The organism is Janibacter cremeus, from assembly GCF_029395675.1.
GTDB classification, from domain to species: Bacteria; Actinomycetota; Actinomycetes; order Actinomycetales; family Dermatophilaceae; genus Janibacter; species Janibacter cremeus_A.
This window is the reverse complement of the sequence record NZ_CP115184.1, coordinates 1,077,626-1,094,721: the sequence shown is the minus strand read 5'-3', so window position 1 is coordinate 1,094,721 and position 17,096 is coordinate 1,077,626. Positions and strand designations below refer to the sequence as shown.

19 protein-coding genes are annotated in these 17,096 nt (G+C 70.7%); 15 read left to right on the top strand and 4 right to left on the bottom strand.

Annotated elements, in window-relative coordinates:
• Nucleotides 1-71 precede the first annotated feature (71 nt).
• Genes O9K63_RS05085 through O9K63_RS05045 form a run of 9 tightly spaced genes read left to right on the top strand, consistent with a single transcriptional unit; the run spans nucleotide 72 to nucleotide 7,217 of the window.
• Complete coding sequence (locus O9K63_RS05085) at nucleotides 72-797, top strand: helix-turn-helix transcriptional regulator (protein WP_277241148.1); 726 nt, start codon at nucleotides 72-74, stop codon at nucleotides 795-797.
• Nucleotides 794-2,215 carry a Fe-S cluster assembly protein SufB gene (sufB, locus tag O9K63_RS05080; RefSeq protein ID WP_277241146.1) on the top strand — a complete coding sequence of 474 codons (1,422 nt, stop codon included), beginning with the start codon at nucleotides 794-796 and terminating at the stop codon, nucleotides 2,213-2,215. Before O9K63_RS05085 ends, sufB begins: the two co-directional genes overlap by 4 nt.
• Nucleotides 2,215-3,399, top strand: a complete 1,185-nt coding sequence (gene sufD / locus O9K63_RS05075; RefSeq protein ID WP_277241144.1) for a Fe-S cluster assembly protein SufD — start codon at nucleotides 2,215-2,217, stop codon at nucleotides 3,397-3,399. The genes sufB and sufD overlap by 1 nt, the downstream gene beginning before the upstream one ends.
• Nucleotides 3,396-3,746 (top strand): non-heme iron oxygenase ferredoxin subunit, encoded by a 351-nt coding sequence (locus tag O9K63_RS05070; protein WP_277241142.1) that lies wholly within the window; start codon nucleotides 3,396-3,398, stop codon nucleotides 3,744-3,746. Before sufD ends, O9K63_RS05070 begins: the two co-directional genes overlap by 4 nt.
• 48 nt (nucleotides 3,747-3,794) lie before the next feature.
• A complete protein-coding gene (gene sufC, locus O9K63_RS05065) occupies nucleotides 3,795-4,574 on the top strand; it encodes a Fe-S cluster assembly ATPase SufC (RefSeq protein ID WP_277241141.1) in 780 nt (259 codons plus the stop codon).
• A gap of 2 nt (nucleotides 4,575-4,576) precedes the next feature.
• Complete coding sequence (locus O9K63_RS05060; protein WP_277242262.1) at nucleotides 4,577-5,857, top strand: SufS family cysteine desulfurase; 1,281 nt, start codon at nucleotides 4,577-4,579, stop codon at nucleotides 5,855-5,857.
• The gene (sufU, locus tag O9K63_RS05055; protein WP_277241139.1) at nucleotides 5,857-6,327 is read left to right on the top strand and encodes a Fe-S cluster assembly sulfur transfer protein SufU; all 471 of its coding nucleotides are present in this window, start codon (nucleotides 5,857-5,859) and stop codon (nucleotides 6,325-6,327) included. Before O9K63_RS05060 ends, sufU begins: the two co-directional genes overlap by 1 nt.
• Complete coding sequence (locus O9K63_RS05050; RefSeq protein ID WP_068258296.1) at nucleotides 6,324-6,653, top strand: metal-sulfur cluster assembly factor; 330 nt, start codon at nucleotides 6,324-6,326, stop codon at nucleotides 6,651-6,653. Before sufU ends, O9K63_RS05050 begins: the two co-directional genes overlap by 4 nt.
• 3 nt (nucleotides 6,654-6,656) lie before the next feature.
• Complete coding sequence (locus O9K63_RS05045) at nucleotides 6,657-7,217, top strand: acVLRF1 family peptidyl-tRNA hydrolase (RefSeq protein WP_277241138.1); 561 nt, start codon at nucleotides 6,657-6,659, stop codon at nucleotides 7,215-7,217.
• 14 nt (nucleotides 7,218-7,231) lie between these two features.
• On the opposite strand, the gene O9K63_RS05040 is transcribed toward O9K63_RS05045, so the two are convergent.
• Complete coding sequence (locus O9K63_RS05040; protein WP_277241136.1) at nucleotides 7,232-8,152, bottom strand: neutral zinc metallopeptidase; 921 nt, start codon at nucleotides 8,150-8,152, stop codon at nucleotides 7,232-7,234.
• A gap of 113 nt (nucleotides 8,153-8,265) precedes the next feature.
• Here O9K63_RS05040 and O9K63_RS05035 point away from each other — a divergent pair, with 113 nt between their 5' ends.
• From O9K63_RS05035 to O9K63_RS05015, 5 genes are all read left to right on the top strand, one after another.
• Nucleotides 8,266-9,864, top strand: coding sequence for an ABC-F family ATP-binding cassette domain-containing protein (locus O9K63_RS05035; RefSeq protein WP_277241134.1), 1,599 nt, complete (start codon nucleotides 8,266-8,268; stop codon nucleotides 9,862-9,864).
• A 71-nt stretch (nucleotides 9,865-9,935) separates the two neighbouring features.
• Nucleotides 9,936-11,603 carry a nitrite/sulfite reductase gene (locus tag O9K63_RS05030; RefSeq protein WP_277241132.1) on the top strand — a complete coding sequence of 556 codons (1,668 nt, stop codon included), beginning with the start codon at nucleotides 9,936-9,938 and terminating at the stop codon, nucleotides 11,601-11,603.
• Entirely contained in the window at nucleotides 11,600-12,337 is a 738-nt protein-coding gene (locus tag O9K63_RS05025; RefSeq protein WP_277241130.1) for a phosphoadenylyl-sulfate reductase, read from the top strand. The genes O9K63_RS05030 and O9K63_RS05025 overlap by 4 nt, the downstream gene beginning before the upstream one ends.
• Before the next feature lie 10 nt (nucleotides 12,338-12,347).
• Nucleotides 12,348-12,995, top strand: a complete 648-nt coding sequence (locus O9K63_RS05020) for a sirohydrochlorin chelatase (protein WP_277241128.1) — start codon at nucleotides 12,348-12,350, stop codon at nucleotides 12,993-12,995.
• Between the two features lie 81 nt (nucleotides 12,996-13,076).
• Entirely contained in the window at nucleotides 13,077-14,978 is a 1,902-nt protein-coding gene (locus O9K63_RS05015; RefSeq protein WP_277241126.1) for an ABC transporter ATP-binding protein, read from the top strand.
• A 4-nt stretch (nucleotides 14,979-14,982) separates the two neighbouring features.
• Here O9K63_RS05015 and O9K63_RS05010 read toward each other — a convergent pair whose 3' ends face one another.
• The 3 genes from O9K63_RS05010 to O9K63_RS05000 are packed head-to-tail and all read right to left on the bottom strand — an operon-like array spanning nucleotide 14,983 to nucleotide 16,243.
• Nucleotides 14,983-15,753: an SURF1 family cytochrome oxidase biogenesis protein gene (locus O9K63_RS05010; RefSeq protein ID WP_277241124.1), complete on the bottom strand. Its 771-nt coding sequence runs from the start codon at nucleotides 15,751-15,753 to the stop codon at nucleotides 14,983-14,985.
• Entirely contained in the window at nucleotides 15,753-15,965 is a 213-nt protein-coding gene (locus tag O9K63_RS05005; RefSeq protein WP_277241122.1) for a hypothetical protein, read from the bottom strand. Before O9K63_RS05005 ends, O9K63_RS05010 begins: the two co-directional genes overlap by 1 nt.
• Entirely contained in the window at nucleotides 15,962-16,243 is a 282-nt protein-coding gene (locus O9K63_RS05000) for a DUF3099 domain-containing protein (protein ID WP_277241120.1), read from the bottom strand. Before O9K63_RS05000 ends, O9K63_RS05005 begins: the two co-directional genes overlap by 4 nt.
• A 132-nt stretch (nucleotides 16,244-16,375) precedes the next feature.
• On the opposite strand from O9K63_RS05000, the gene fabG reads away from it, so the two are divergent.
• Entirely contained in the window at nucleotides 16,376-17,086 is a 711-nt protein-coding gene (gene fabG / locus O9K63_RS04995; RefSeq protein ID WP_277241118.1) for a 3-oxoacyl-ACP reductase FabG, read from the top strand.
• The last annotated feature ends 10 nt before the right edge of the window (nucleotides 17,087-17,096 follow it).

Genomic DNA, 17,096 nt, shown 5'->3' with positions numbered 1-17,096 from the left:
CAACCGCGGGCGCGGCCCACGGTTAGGGGTGCCTTTGTTGTCTCCCGCCCACAATTACGTAACATGGGTGTGTGTTTAATTCAGCGCGGGAGACCTCGACGTCGCACAGCGACGCCGAGACCCGTGACGCGAGCACCCGCGAGCGCGTGCTCGCGGTGATCAGCGAGCACGGGCCGATCACCGCGGCGGACATCGCCCACCGGCTGGGCCTCACGGCCACCGGTGTGCGGCGGCACCTCGACCAGCTGGCCGAGGACTCGTCGGTCACCAGCCGGGCCCCTCACCAGGGCAAGCGGGGCCGCGGTCGTCCGGCTCGGGAGTGGGTCGTGGCCGACTCCGGCCACGACCACCTCGTGTCCGAGTACGACGAGCTGGCCTCCGAGGTGATGCGCTTCCTGCGCGCGCAGGGCGGCGTGGACGCGGTGCGTGCCTTCGCCGACGAGCGGGTCGCCGGTCTGGAGGAGCGTGTCCGGGAGCGGCTCGATGCCGCAGGGGAGGACCCCCACGCCCGCACGCAGGCCCTCGTCGAGGCCCTGCGCCTCGAGGGCTACGCTGCCAGCGCCCGTCCGGTCGGCGAGGACAGCAGCGTCGGTGTCCAGCTGTGCCAGGGGCACTGCCCGGTCCAGCACGTCGCCACGGAGTTCCCCGAGCTGTGCGAGGCGGAGACCGACGCCTTCAGCCGCCTGCTCGGCGTCCACGTCCAACGCCTGGCCACCCTGGCCCAGGGCAACCACGTCTGCACCACCTTCGTCCCCACGCCGGGGGCGCGACCCAACACAGAGAGGTCCACCCGATGAGCACCAACATCGAAGAGCTGAACCCAGGGCTCAAGGACATCGGCCGCTACGAGTACGGCTGGTCCGACAGCGACGCGGCCGGTGAGTCGGCCAAGCGGGGTCTCAACGAGGAGGTCGTGCGTGACATCAGCGACCGCAAGAACGAGCCGCAGTGGATGCGTGACCTGCGCCTGAAGTCGCTGCGCCTCTTCGGCAAGAAGCCGATGCCCAGCTGGGGGAGCGACCTCACCGGGATCGACTTCCAGAACATCAAGTACTTCGTGAAGTCCACCGAGAACCAGGCCAGCTCCTGGGAGGACCTGCCGGAGGACATCAGGAACACCTACGACAAGCTCGGCATCCCCGAGGCGGAGAAGCAGCGCCTCGTCGCGGGCGTCGCGGCCCAGTACGAGTCGGAGGTCGTCTACCACCAGATCCGTGAGGACCTGGAGGAGAAGGGCGTCATCTTCGTCGACACCGACTCCGGCCTGCGTGAGCACGAGGACCTCTTCCGGGAGTACTTCGGCACCGTCATCCCGGCCGGGGACAACAAGTTCTCGGCGCTGAACACCGCCGTCTGGTCGGGTGGCTCCTTCATCTACGTGCCCCCGGGCGTCCACGTCGACATCCCGCTGCAGGCCTACTTCCGGATCAACACCGAGAACATGGGCCAGTTCGAGCGGACGCTGATCATCGCGGACGAGGGCTCCTCCGTGCACTACGTCGAGGGCTGCACGGCCCCGATCTACACGACCGCGTCGTTGCACAGTGCCGTCGTCGAGATCGTCGTGAAGAAGAACGCCCGCGTGCGGTACACGACCATCCAGAACTGGTCGAACAACGTGTACAACCTCGTGACCAAGCGCACCACGGTCGAGGAGGGCGGCACGATGGAGTGGGTCGACGGCAACATCGGCTCCAAGGTGACGATGAAGTACCCCGCCTGCTTCCTCATGGGTGAGTACGCCAAGGGCGAGACCCTGTCCGTCGCCCTCGCCGGCGAGGGTCAGCACCAGGACGCCGGGGCCAAGATGGTCCACGCCGCGCCCAACACCTCCAGCTCGATCATCTCCAAGTCCGTGGCCCGCGGTGGTGGACGCACCTCCTACCGCGGACTGGTCCAGGTCCTCGAGGGAGCGACGAACTCGAAGTCGAACGTGGTCTGCGACGCGCTGCTCGTCGACACCATCAGCCGCTCGGACACCTACCCGTACGTCGACGTCCGCGAGGACGACGTGCAGATGGGTCACGAGGCGACCGTCTCGAAGGTCTCCGCCGACCAGCTCTTCTACCTCATGTCCCGCGGGATGAACGAGGAGGAGGCGATGGCGATGATCGTGCGCGGCTTCGTCGAGCCGATCGCGAAGGAGCTCCCGATGGAGTACGCCCTCGAGCTGAACCGCCTCATTGAACTCCAGATGGAAGGAGCCGTTGGCTGATGAGCCTGCTGGCTGACACCCCGAGCCGACAGGCTCACACCCACTCCGGCGAGACGATGGTCCCGGACCAGTCCCGGGCGGAGCGCACCCGCTCCTGGGAGGTCGCCGACTTCCCGATGCCCGAGGGCCGCGAGGAGGACTGGCGGTTCACCCCGATCAGCCGCCTGACGACCCTCCTGGCGGACGAGCCGAGCAGCGCCACGCTCGAGTGGACCACGCACCTGCCGGAGGGCGTCACGCTCACGACGACCTCCGTGGAGGAGCTGGGTCGCGACTCGCTGCCCAAGCCGGTCGACCGGCCGGCGGCGCTGGCGGCGGCTCACGGTGAGGGCATCGCCCTCGTCGACGTGCCGAAGGAGGCCGAGCTCACCGAGCCGGTGCGCATCCACCTCGACGGCGTCCGGCGCGAGACCGTCCACGGCCACATGGTCGTGCGGGTCGGTGCCTTCGCCTCGGCGACGATCGTGCTCAACCACACCGGCTCGACCGACTTCACCGAGCTGGTGACGGTGCTGGCCGGTGACGGCTCCACGGTCACGGTCGTGAGCCTGCAGGACTGGGAGGACGACACCCACCACCTCGGCCAGCACGACGTCGTCGTCGGCCGGGACGCGTCGGTGCGGCACATCGCGGTCTCCATCGGCGGCGGCATCGTGCGCCTGAACACCAACGCGACCTACGCCGGCCCCGGTGGGTCCTTCGAGGGCCTGGGCGTGTACTTCGCCGACGCCGGCCAGCACCTGGAGCACCGGCTCTTCGTCGACCACGAGGCCCCGCACTGCCGCAGCAACGTCGAGTACAAGGGCGCGCTGCAGGGCGAGACGGCGCAGACGGTCTGGGTGGGCGACGTGCTCATCCGGGCTGCCGCGGAGGGGACGGACACCTACGAGCTCAACCGCAACCTCGTCCTCACCGACGGGGCGCGGGCTGACTCGGTGCCCAACCTCGAGATCGAGACCGGCGAGATCGTCGGTGCCGGCCACGCCTCGACGACCGGACGCTTCGACGACCAGCAGCTGTTCTACCTGCAGTCCCGCGGCATCCCGCAGGAGCTGGCGCGTCGCCTCGTCGTGCGCGGCTTCTTCCACAGCATCGTCCAGCGCATCGGTGACGCCGAGATCAGCGAGAAGGTCATGGCCGCCATCGACGAGGAGCTCGAGGAGAGCTCGGGGGCGAGCGCATGAGCACCGCGACCGAGGCCGACTTCGTCCGCGTCTGCCGGCTCGACGAGCTGCCGGGCGTGGGCGCCGCCAAGGCGGAGATCCAGGGACGGATCGTCTCGATCATCCACACCGAGGACGGCGACGTGCACTGCATCGACGACGAGTGCACCCACGGACGGGTGTCGCTGTCCGAGGGCGACGTCGAGGGCTGCGAGATCGAGTGCTGGCTGCACGGCTCGCGGTTCAACCTCCTGTCCGGCAAGCCGACCAGCCTGCCGGCCACGGTCCCCGTGGTCGTGCACACCACGCGAGTCACCGACGGCGAGGTGTTCGTCGCGCTCTCCGACGAGGCGCCCCGCACGGTCTGACGGTCGCCGGCCCACCACACTTATTTCGACATACGAAGGACGAACAGAATGGCAACGCTCGAGATCAAGGACCTGCACGTCAGCGTCGACACCGAGGAGGGCTCCAAGGAGATCCTCAAGGGCGTCACGCTGACCCTCAAGTCCGGTGAGACGCACGCGATCATGGGGCCCAACGGCTCCGGCAAGTCGACCCTCGCGTACTCCATCGCCGGTCACCCCAAGTACACGGTCACCTCCGGGTCGATCACCCTCGACGGCGAGGACGTGCTGTCGATGAGCGTCGACGAGCGCGCCCGCGCGGGACTCTTCCTCGCCATGCAGTACCCGGTCGAGGTCCCCGGCGTCACGGTGAGCAACTTCCTGCGCACCGCCAAGACCGCCATCGACGGCGAGGCCCCGAAGCTGCGCCACTGGGTCAAGGACGTGCGCACGACCATGGGTGAGCTGCGCATGGACCCGGCCTTCGCCGACCGCAACGTCAACGAGGGCTTCTCCGGCGGCGAGAAGAAGCGCCACGAGATCCTCCAGATGGAGCTGCTCAAGCCGAAGTTCGCCGTCCTCGACGAGACGGACTCGGGCCTGGACGTCGACGCGCTCCGCGTCGTCTCCGAGGGTGTCAACCGCGTGCAGGACAAGACCGACTCCGGCGTCCTGCTCATCACCCACTACACGCGGATCCTGCGCTACATCAAGCCCGACCAGGTGCACGTCTTCGTCGACGGCCGTATCGCCGAGCAGGGCGGCCCGGAGCTGGCCGACCAGCTCGAGGCCGAGGGCTACGACCGCTTCGTCCCGACGGGGGAGCCCGCCGCGGTCACCGGGGCGTGATGATGACGGAGCAGCTGATCCCCGACACGGAGCTGGCCGCCCTGCGCGAGCAGTTCCCGATCCTCGGGCGCAGCGTGCGCGGGGGCAAGCCGCTGGTCTACCTGGACTCCGGGGCCACCTCGCACAAGCCGCTGGCGGTGCTGGACGCCGAGCGGGAGTTCCTCCTCACGGCGAACTCCGCACCGCACCGCGGCGCGCACGCGCTGTCCGAGGAGGCCACCGAGGCCTACGAGCAGGCCCGTGCGGACATCGCCGCCTTAATCGGCGCCGCCGAGCGCGAGGTGGTCTTCACCAAGAACGCCACCGAGGCGCTGAACCTGGCGGCCTACGCCTTCTCCAACGCGGAGGTGGGTTCCCCCCTTCGCGTCGGTGAGGGGGACGAGATCCTCATCACCGAGGCCGAGCACCACGCCAACCTCGTGCCGTGGCAGGAGTTGTGCCGCCGCACCGGCGCGACCCTGCGCTGGATCGGGGTCACCGAGACCGGCCGCCTCGACATGGACCAGCTCGAGGAGATGGTCACCGAGCGCACGAAGGTCATGGCCTTCACCCATGCCTCCAACGTGCTCGGTGCCGTCAGCGACGTCCCGCGGTTCGTCGCCGCGGCGAAGTCCGTGGGCGCGATCACGGTCCTCGACGCCTGCCAGTCGGTGCCCCACCTGCCGGTGGACGTCACCGACCTCGGCGTGGACCTGCTCGCCTTCTCCGGCCACAAGATGTACGGCCCGAGCGGCATCGGGGTCCTGTGGGGCCGCTACGACCTGCTCGAGCAGATGCCGGCCTTCCTCACCGGGGGCTCGATGATCGAGGTCGTGCGGATGGAGGGCAGCACCTACATGCCGCCCCCGACCCGCTTCGAGGCCGGCGTGCCGATGACCAGCCAGGCCATCGGTCTGGGTGCCGCCGTGCGCTGGATCCGCGAGATCGGCATCGAGCGCATCGCCGCCCACGAGCGGGCGCTCACGGCGCAGCTGCTCGAGCAGGTCGCGGCCCGTGACTGGGTCCGCCTCATCGGTCCGCCGGACACGGTGCACCGGGGCGCTGCGGTCAGCTTCGTCGTCGACGGTGTGCACGCGCACGACGTCGGCCAGGTCCTCGACGACCACGGCGTGGCCGTGCGCGTCGGGCACCACTGCGCGTGGCCGCTGCACCGCGCCTTCAAGGTCGCAGCCACCACGCGCGCCTCGCTGGCCGTCTACAACACCCCGGACGAGATCGACGCGCTCATGAGGGCGCTCGACACCGTGCCCGGCATCTTCGGCGTGGACAAGGGGGCTGCCTGATGGACCTCTACCAGGAGCTGATCCTGGACCACTCGAAGCGCCAGGTCGGGCACGGCCTGCGCGAGGGGCACCAGGCCGAGGTCAGCCACGTCAACCCGACCTGCGGTGACGAGGTCACCCTGCGGGTGCACCTCGACGGCACCGGTCCGGACGCCACGATCACCGACATCTCGTACGAGGCGATGGGGTGCTCGATCTCGATGGCGAGCACCTCGATCCTCGCCGACGAGCTGACCGGTGAGTCGATCACCGACGCGATGGAGATCCACGCCGCGATGCGGCAGATGCTCACCAGCCGCGGCCAGGAGAGCGGTGACGAGGAGGTCATCGGCGACGGTGTCGCCCTGGCCGGCGTCGCGCAGTACCCGGCGCGCGTGAAGTGCGCGTTGCTCGGATGGATGGCCCTCACCGACGCCCTGGCCCAGGCAGGCGTCGATGTCGCGAACGAACCCGAAGGAGAGAGCGCATGACCGCCCAGGCACCGACCCCCAGCAATGTCGCGGACGTCGAGGAGGCGCTGCGCGACGTCGTCGACCCCGAGCTCGGCATCAACGTCGTCGACCTCGGCCTCGTCTACGGCATCACCGTCGACCCGCAGAACCACGCCGTCATCGACATGACGCTCACGTCCGCGGCCTGCCCGTTGACCGATGTCATCGAGGACCAGGTGACCCAGGCCCTGACGGACCTCGTCACGGACTCGCGGATCAACTGGGTCTGGATGCCGCCGTGGGGCCCGGACAAGATCACCGACGACGGGCGAGAGCAGCTGCGCGCCCTCGGCTTCAACATCTGATCGATGACCCGCCGCGTCGAGGTCGGTGCCCATCGCCTCGACCGGTGGGTCGACGGTTTCGCGGCCCGGCACGACGGCGTCACCACCGCCGTCGAGCCGGGCCGAGTGCTGCTCACCGGGGGTGATGGCGTCCGCGCGGTGGGGGAGACCTTCGACCACGCGAGGATCGGGCTCGTCCTCGTGCGCCGCGGTGGTCACGCCGTCGGTGTGGACGAAGGGGGTGAGCTCACCTCCCACACGTGCGGCACCCGGTACGTGCAGTCGCGCACGAAGGCGGGCGGGTGGAGCCAGCAGCGCTACAGCCGCCGGCGGGGGAACCAGGCCGACGCCGTCGTCACCACCGTGGCCGAGCTCGCGCTCAGGCACCTGCCACCCGGGCGCGTGGACGCGCTCGTGCTGGGCGGGGACCGGTCGTTGGCCGAGCAGGTGCTCACCGACCCCCGGTTGGCCCACCTGGGTGACCTCGAGCGACGCACCCTGTGGGACCTGCCCGACCCGCGGTTGACCGTCCTGCGGGAGGCGGCCCGGCGGGCCAGGGCCGTGCGCTTCGTCCTCGACGACTGAGCGACCCCGGGGCCTCAGACGGTGTTGGGCTCCGCCACGGCGAAGGTGTCGCAGGCGGTGATCGACTCGGCCCCCATGCCGCGCAACAACCACGCCTGACGCGCCCGCGCGGAGCCGTGCGTCCAGGCCTCCGGGTCGACCCCGCCCCCGGACTTCTTCTGGATCTCGTCGTCGCCGACCGCCTTGGCCGCCCCCATCGCGTTGCGCACATCGGCCTCGGTGACGTCGGTCAGCAGCGGTCGCCCCCCGGCGTCGGTGGTCCGGGTCGCGCCCCGGATCCACATCCCGGCGAAGCAGTCGGCCATGAGCTCCACCCGCACCGCCCCCGAGGAGGGTCCCTGCGGGTCCTTCTGCGCCTCCTCGAGCACCCCGTAGACGTTCTCGACGTGGTGCCCGTACTCGTGGGCGAGGACGTACAGCTCCGCGAGCGTGCCGTCCTCGGCGCCGAGCCGGCGCTCCATCAGGTCGAAGAAGTAGGTGTCGATGAAGACGGACTCGTCGAGCGGGCAGTAGAAGGGCCCGATCTGGTTGCTCGCGGTCCCGCACTGCGACTGCGTCCGGCCCCGGTAGACCACGACCTGGCGCGGACCGCGGAAGTCCGCGCCGGCCTCGGACAGGTCGCGGGCGAGGTCGGGCTGGCTGCTCCAGAAGTCGTGCAGGCTGTTCTCCCCGAGCACCATGAGGCACTCCCGGTCCTGGGCGGCGTCCGCGCCGGTCCGGCACTTGTGCGTGAGGCGGTCGTCACCGCCGGCGGTGGGCTGGCCGTCACCACCCGAGGTGAGCACGTCGCCGTTGCCGGTGAGGACGAGGATGACCGCGACGACCAGGCCGAGGGCACCACCACCGCCGGCGAGCATCGGACCGCGGCCTCCCGTGCGACCGCCGCCCCCGCCCATCCGCGAGGTGTCGAGCGAGGCGTTGTCGTTGATGCTCATCAGCAGGCCTCCACGCGGCATGGTCCGGGGTCGACGAACGGATGCGGGAACCCGCTGGTCCGCGACCTACACTAGCCGCCGACCCCCCTTCGACATCTGCAGGAGAACCACCCGTGATCACAGCAACCGGGATCGAGCTGCGCGCTGGCTCCCGGATCCTTCTCGAGGGCGCGACCTTCCGGGTCGCGCCGGGTGACCGGGTGGGCCTCGTCGGGCGCAACGGTGCCGGCAAGACGACCCTGACGAAGGTGCTCGCCGGTCAGGGGCAGGCGGCCTCGGGCGAGGTCACCTCCGGTGGGGGGATCGGCTACCTGCCGCAGGACCCGCGCACGGGCGACCTGAGCCTCACGGCCCGCGAGCGCATCCTCTCCGCGCGCGGCCTCGACCGCATCGTCACCGACCGCCGCACCGCGGAGCAGCGGATGGCCAGCGCCGACACGGAGACCCAGGAGCGGGCGATGTCCCGCTTCGCGCGGCTGCAGGAGGAGTTCGAGGCCGTCGGTGGCTACGCGGCCGAGTCGGAGGCGGCGAGCATGGCGTCGGCCCTCGGGATCGACGAGGACCGTCTCGACCAGACGCTCGAGACCCTCTCCGGTGGTCAGCGGCGACGAGTGGAGCTGGCTCGGATCCTCTTCTCCGGCAACGAGACCCTGCTGCTCGACGAGCCGACCAACCACCTCGACGCCGACTCCATCGCGTGGCTGCGCGAGCACCTGAAGAACTACAAGGGCGGGCTGATCATCATCAGCCACGACGTCGAGCTGCTCGAGGTCGTCGTCAACCGCGTCTTCCACCTCGACGCCAACCGGTGCGAGCTCGACATCTACAACATGGGGTGGCGCAACTACCTCCAGCAGCGCGAGACCGACGAGCGCCGTCGCAGGCGTGAGCTGCAGAACGCGCAGAAGAAGGCCGACGCCCTGCTGCAGCAGGCGGACAAGATGCGCGCCAAGGCCACGAAGGCCACCGCGGCCCAGCAGATGATCAAGCGTGCCGAGAAGATGCTCGCGGGTGTCGAGGGGGAGCGGGTCAACGACAAGGTGGCCAAGCTGCGCTTCCCGGACCCGGCGCCGTGCGGGCGGACCCCCCTTCGCGCCTCGAGCCTGTCCCGCTCCTACGGCAGCCAGGAGATCTTCACCGACGTCGACCTGGCGATCGACCGGGGGAGCAAGGTCGTGGTGCTCGGGCTCAACGGTGCGGGCAAGACGACGCTGCTGCGGATGCTCGCCGGCGTGGACACCCCGGACACGGGGCAGGTCGAGCCGGGGCACGGGCTCAAGCTCGGCTACTACGCGCAGGAGCACGAGAACCTCGACGTCGACCGGACCGTGCTGGCCAACATGAAGTCCGCCGCACCCGACCTCGGCGAGACCGACGTGCGCAAGGTCCTGGGGTCCTTCCTCTTCTCCGGCGACGACGTCGACAAGCCGGCGGGGGTCCTCTCCGGCGGGGAGAAGACGCGGCTGTCGCTCGCCCTGCTGGTCGTCTCCAGTGCCAACGTCCTGCTCCTCGACGAGCCGACGAACAACCTCGACCCGGCCAGTCGCGAGGAGATCCTCGGCGCGCTGGCGTCGTTCAAGGGTGCCGTCGTCCTCGTCACGCACGACGAGGGTGCCGTCGACGCGCTGCAGCCGGAGCGGATCCTGCTGCTGCCCGACGGCATCGAGGACTTCTGGAACGCCGACTACCGCGATCTGGTGACCCTGGCCTGAGGCCAGCCCTTCGCCCAGTCGGTGAGACAACCATAACCATGGGTTATGGATTGCATAAGTGACACCGTAGGATGGGCGTCGTGACTGTGACGACCCGCCCCACCCGAACCAAGGCCACCGGCGCCTGGGCCGACGGCGACCGGACCCCGCTGAACCACAACGAGGCGTTCAAGCAGGAGGACGACGCGCTCAACGTCCGCCAGCGGATCATCGACGTGTACTCGAAGCAGGGCTTCGACTCGATCGCGCACGACGACCTCACCGGTCGCTTCCGGTGGATGGGCCTGTACACGCAGCGCAAGCCCGGCCTCGACGGCACGCACACCGGCGAGGAGGACATCTCCGACAGTCGCTTCATGATGCGGGTGCGCAGCGACGGCGGCCAGCTGACCACGCAGCAGGTGCGCACCATCGCCGACATCAGCAATGACTTCGCCGAGGGCAGCGCCGACATCAGCGACCGGCAGAACATCCAGCTGCACAACGTGCGGATCGAGGACGTCCCCGAGATCTGGCGGCGACTCGAGGCGGTCGACCTGGGCTCGACGGAGGCCTGCGGCGACTGCCCCCGCACCATCATCGCCTCGCCCGTGGCCGGGGTGGAGAAGGACGAGATCGTCGACGGCACGAGCGCGATGCAGGAGATCAAGCGTCGGTGGATCGGGAACCCCGAGTTCTCCAACCTGCCGCGCAAGTACAAGACCGCCATCTCCGGCTCCCCGGTCCATGACATCGCCCACGAGATCAACGACATCTCCTTCGTCGGCGTCCACCACCCCGAGCACGGACCGGGCTTCGACGTCTGGGTCGGCGGCGGGCTGTCGGTCCAGCCGATCTTCGCCCAGCGTCTGGGCGTGTGGGTCCCGTCGGAGGAGGTGCCCGCCGTCTGGGAGGGCGTCACCTCGATCTTCCGCGACCACGGCTACCGCCGGCTGCGCAACAAGGCGAGGTTGAAGTTCCTCGTCAAGGACTGGGGGGCGCAGAAGTTCCGCGAGGTGCTGGAGAACGACTACCTCGGTCGCCGTCTCCTCGACGGACCGGCGGCGACGGTCGCTCCGGGTACGCGCCGCGACCACGTCGGGATCCACGAGCAGCAGGACGGTCGCGTGTGGGTCGGGGCGGCGCCGATCGCCGGCCGGATGAGTGGCGACAAGCTGGTCCGGCTGGTCGAGCTCGCCGAGGGCGTCGGGAGCCGGCGCATCCGCTTCACCCCCCACCAGAAGGTCCTCGTCCTCGACGTCCCGCCGCAGGAGGCGGACCAGCTCGCGCAGGACCTGCGTGGGATCGACCTCGTCGTCCACCCGAGCGAGTGGCGCCGCAACGTCCTGGCGTGCACGGGGCTGGAGTACTGCAAGCTCGCCCTGACCGACACCAAGGAGCGCGCACGCTGGACGGTCGAGGAGCTGGAGAAGCGCCTGCCGCACATCGACATCCCCTTCAGCATCCACATCAACGGCTGCCCCAACGCCTGCGCCCGCAGCCAGGTCGGCGACGTCGGTCTGAAGGGCATGATCGACCAGAAGGCCGACGGCTCCTACCAGGAGGTCTTCCAGGTCCTGCTCGGGGGCTCGTTGGCCGAGGACACCGCGCTGGCGCGCAAGACCCGGGCCCTGAAGGTCGCGGCCGAGGACCTGCCCGACTACATCGAGCGGCTCGCCCGCACCTACCTCGACCAGCGCGAGCCGGACGAGTCCTTCCACTCCTGGGCACGTCGCGCCGACGAGGACGACCTGCGATGACGACCACGGCCACCGGTCACCTCCGCGACCAGGCCGATGCGGGTCGCGACCGATTCGCCGCGCTCGAGGCCGAGCTGTCCGGGACCCACGAAGGCAGGGTGGAGCTCGCCCGCCGGGCGCTCACCTGGGCCGACGAGACCTTCGGCGCCGGCCTGACCGTCGCCAGCTCGATGGGGGACGAGGTCCTGGTGCACCTCGTCGGCACGACGCTGAGCGGCACGGACGTGTTCTTCCTCGACACCGGGTACCACTTCGCCGAGACCCTGGGCACCCGGGACGCCTTCCAGGAGATGCTCCCGGTGCGCATCCGCACCATCCTGCCGCTGCTGACCGTCGCGCAGCAGGACGCCGAGCACGGTCCGCGACTGCACGACCGGGACCCCAATGCCTGCTGCGCGATGCGCAAGGTCGAGCCGCTCAACCGGGCGCTGGCCGACCGCGACGCCTGGGTGACCGGGATGCGCCGCGAGGACGCACCCACCCGCACCGACATCGCCGTCGTGGGCTGGGACGAGGCGCGAGGCATGGTCAAGATCAACCCGCTCGCCGGCTGGACGCAGGAGGACGTCGATCGTTTCGTCGCCGACGAGGAGGTGTTCCTCAACCCCCTTCGCCAGAGTGGCTACGCCTCGATCGGGTGCGCCCCGTGCACCCGGCCGGTCGCCGAGGGCGAGGACCCCCGCGCCGGTCGCTGGTCCGGGCAGGACAAGGTGGAGTGCGGGCTGCACACGTGAGCCGGCGGGCATGACGACCGTCCTGCTGGCCCACGGCTCCCCGGACCCGCGGCACGCCCTCGCCCTCGAGCGCCTGCGGGAGCGGGTCGCTGTCCCCCTGGCGGAGGCCGGTCGCGGACCGACCCACCTGGCCTACATCGAGGAGTACGGCACCCGTCCCCACGAGCTGGCGCGTGGCCTCTCGGGCGAGGTGACCCTGCTGCCCCTGCTCCTGACCCCCGCCTTCCACTCACGGGTCGACGTCCCGGCAGCCGCGCGGGAGCTCGCCGCCCACGGCGCCCGGGTCCGCACCGTCCCGGCGCTGGGTGGGCACCCCCTCCTGCTCGAGGCGGTCGAGGAGCGTCTGTCCGGCGCCGGCCACGACCCGTCGGCGCCGACCCTCCTCGTCGCCGGGGGGTCGAGCTCCGGTGAGGCGGCAGCCGGCCTGGCCCGCCTCGTCGCCTCCGGCAACCGGCCCACGTGGACCACGACCACCTTGGCAGCACCCCGCACGGGCGCGGCGACCGGCCGCACGGTGGTGCCGGTCGTCCTCGCCGAGGGCGTCCTCCACGACAAGGCGGCGGCCTTCGCCGACGAAGGGGGAGCCCCCTTCGTCCGGGGTGGGCTGACCGACACCCGCGCCGTCGCCGACCTCGTCCTGCACCGCGTCCTGGCCTGAGACCATGGCCCCGGGGGAATCCCCGGGACGATGCGGTGGTTGACGCTCCCGGGAGCAGGCGACGCGGGAGGAGACCGACGGATGTCGATGAACAACGCGTGGGGGCTCATGCGGTCCATGAGCCGCGGCGACGACGTCGTCTCGACCCCGTTGCCGCCCGGCACGGCCCGTCGGGTGCTCGGCTACGCCAAGCCCTTCACGCGCACGATCATCGCCTTCCTCGTCCTCGTCGCCCTCGGCTCCGTGACCGTCGTCGCGGTGCCGCTCCTGCTGCAGCGCCTCATCGACGACGGGGTGACCCCGCAGAACCGCCAGGTCGTCATCACCCTCTCGCTGCTCGTCGCCGCCATCGCGCTCGTCGAGGCGGTGACGACCCTCGTGCAACGGTGGCTGTCGGCCCGCATCGGCGAGGGCCTGATCCACCACATGCGCACCCAGGTCTTCGAGCACGTGCTGCACCAGCCGATCGCCTTCTTCACCCGGGCCCAGACCGGCGCGCTCGTCAGCCGCCTCAACAACGACGTCATCGGGGCACAGCAGGCCTTCACCACGGTGCTCTCCTCCGTGGTCAGCAACGTCATCTCGCTCGTGCTCATCCTCGCCGCGATGTTCTCCCTGTCCTGGCGGCTGACGGTCGCGGCCCTCGTGCTCGTGCCCTTCTTCATCCTCCCCGCGAAGTGGATGGGCCGGCGCCTGGCCGCGCTCTCCGGCGAGCAGATGAACCTCAACGCCGAGCTCGGCACCCAGATGACCGAGCGGTTCAACGTCGCCGGTGCCCTGCTGGTGAAGATCTTCGGCCGTCCCGCCCGCGAGGTGGCCGAGTACGACGTGCGCGCGGCGCGGGTGCGCGACATCGGCGTGCGGATCGCCGTCAACCGTGCCTTCTTCTTCGTCACCATCACCGCGCTGGCCTCGCTGGCGACGGCGATGGTCTACGGCTTCGGCGGCATCATGGCCGTCGAGGGCACGATGACCGTCGGTACCCTGCTGGCCCTCGCTGCGCTGCTGGCCCGTCTGTACGGGCCGCTGACGGCGATCTCCAACGTGCACATCGACATCCTCACGGCGCTGGTCTCCTTCGCCCGTCTCTTCGAACTGCTCGACATGCCCTCGAGCATCACCGAGGCGCGTGACGCCCGCCCCCTCCCGCGGGGGGAGGCGCTGTCCGTGGAGCTGGACGACGTCCACTTCACCTACCCGGGGGCCGACGAGATCTCCCTGCTGTCCCTCGACGGGGGTCGCACGGGCGACCGCGAGGGCGGGGGACCGGTCCTGCGGGGCGTGGACCTGCGCGCGGAGCCGGGGCAGCTCATCGCGCTCGTCGGTCCGAGCGGCGCCGGCAAGAGCACGATCACCTCGCTCGTCACACGCTTCTACGACCCCACCAGCGGCGCCGTGCGCATCGGGGGAGCGGACCTGCGGGAGGCGACGCTGGAGTCGGTCGGCGACACCGTCGGCATGGTCACCCAGGAGGCGCACCTCTTCCACGACACGATCCGGGGCAACCTCGCCTACGCCCGACCGGAGGCGACGGACGAGGAGATGTTCGCGGCGCTCGACGCGGCCCAGGTCCTCCCGCTCGTCGCGACGCTGCCGGCCGGTCTGGACACCATCGTCGGCGATCGTGGCCACCGCCTGTCCGGCGGCGAGAAGCAGCGCTTCGCCATCGCGCGGCTGCTGCTGAAGTCACCCGGCGTGATCATCCTCGACGAGGCCACCGCCCACCTCGACAGCGAGTCCGAGGTGGCCGTGCAGCGTGCCCTCGACACCGCGCTCGAGGGGCGCACCGCCATCGTCATCGCCCACCGGCTGTCGACGATCCGTGCGGCGGACCAGATCCTCGTCGTCGACCAGGGCCGCATCGTCGAGCGCGGCACCCACGAGCAGCTGCTCGGCCAGGGCGGGCTCTACGCCACGCTCTACGCGACGCAGTACGACGGACCGGCCGTCGAGGAGCCGGACAGCGTCGAGGTCGCCCGCTGACGGGTCAGCCGTCCTCCTCGTCCCAGATGCGCACCTTCTTCTCCCGGGGTGCCCGGGTCCCGCCCACACCCGCCTCGCGGCGCAGCGCCACGACGTAGAGGACGAGGACGGCCGGCCCGACGAGCCACCACTGGATCGCGTAGGCCAGGTGCGGCCCGGTCCCGGTGTCGGGGACCTCGAGCGGGGCCGGGCGCTCCACGGAGGGGTCCTCGGACTGGAGGGAGACGTAGCCGCCGAGGACGGGCTCGCCGACACGGTCGGCGACCTCCGGCAGGTGGATGCTGGCGACCTGCCCGGCGGGCAGGTCGCGGCCGAGGTCGGGCTCGCCCTGCAGTGCCCAGCCGGTGATCGTCACCGGGCCCCGCGGCGGCGGGGGGACGTCGGGGGTGACGTCGGCCCCCTTCGGGCTGTTGCGCACCCAGCCCCGGTCGACGACCAGCAGCCCCCCGCCCTCGAGGCGAAGGGGGACGAGCACCTCGTACCCGTACGTCCCCTCGAGCGGTCGGTTGCGCACGAGCAGCTGCTCGTCGGGGAGGTACTCGCCGGAGGCGGTGACCCTCGTCCACTGCCGCTCGGTCGGGAGGGGCTCCTGCGTGAGGACCTCGTCGGCGGGCACGGGGTCGGCCTCGTAGTGGGCCTCGATGCGGTCGGCGCGGGCCGCCTTGTCCTCGTACCGGGACCACTGCCACTGGCCCAGCAGGGTGCACACGATCGCCACCACGGCGGCGAGGGCGAGCCACCCGAGCCATCTCGGGGTCAGGAGGACGCGCAGCATCAGCCGGCGTCGGCCGGGATCTCGTCGATCCCGCAGGTGCGGACCGGGAAGCCGCGGACCGACAGGTGGTCACGCAGGACGGACTCGTGCTCGTCGCAGGCGAGCCACACCTTCTGGCGGGTCTCGTCGTGGATGCGCGGGTTGCGCCAGAGCACCGCGCGGGTGGCCTGCCGCCGGCAGGCCTTGCGGCTGCACACCAGCTCCTCGCTCATGGTGCCTCCAGCTGGCGCTGCCGGTGCTGCCCGGCGGGGGTGTCGATCTCGGAGACGCCCCGCGGTCGGACCGCGTTGACGAGGACGACGGCGATGTAGGGCAGGACCACGGCGAGGGCGACGCAGGTCCAGCGCAGCCAACCCTCGAAGAAGTAGGCGCCGATGAAGCAGGCGGTGCGCAGGGCCATGGTCCACAGGTACTGGCGCATCCGCCCGGACTGCTCCTCCTGGAGCGTGACCGGGGCTGTCGTGATCGACGGGACGGCGGGTCGTGGCACGTCTCCAAGGGTACGCCCGCACGGTGCGTGGACGTCCGTGGGCCGGACCCGTTGCCGGCTACCGGGCGGTAGTGCTCTAGCGTCGATCCCGACGTGATGTGACCCACAGACGACTGACGACGAAGGAGAGCGATGACAGCGCGCCGCGTGCTCGTGACCGGGGGCAACCGGGGGATCGGTGAGGCGATCGCCCGACGGATGCAGTCCGACGGCCACCGGGTCGTCGTGACCTCCCGCTCCGGCGACCCCGTCGAGGGCCTGGACGTCGTGGCCTGCGAGATCACCGACAGCGACTCCGTCGATGCCGCCTTCGCGCAGGCCAAGGAGCGGCTCGAGGGGGACGTGGAGGTGCTCGTCGCCAACGCCGGGATCACCAAGGACACCCTGCTCATGCGCATGTCCGACGACGACTTCTCCTCCGTCGTCGACACCAACCTGCACGGCACCTTCCGCTGCGTGCGCCGGGCGGCGACCGCGATGGTCAAGGCGCGCTTCGGGCGGGTCATCCTGCTCTCGAGCGTCGTCGGGCTGTACGGCTCGCCGGGGCAGGCCAACTATGCCGCGTCGAAGTCGGGGCTGGTCGGGATGGCGCGGTCGATGACGCGGGAGCTCGGTGCGCGGGGCATCACCGCCAACGTCGTCGCGCCAGGCTTCATCGAGACCGACATGACGGCCGAGCTCCCCGAGAAGACCCGTGCCGAGTACCAGGCCGCCATCCCGGCCAAGCGCTACGGGCACGCCGAGGAGGTCGCCGGGGCGGTCTCCTTCCTCGCCTCCGACGACGCCGGCTACATCTCCGGGGCGGTCATCCCCGTCGACGGCGGCCTCGGCATGGGCCACTGATCGGGCTACC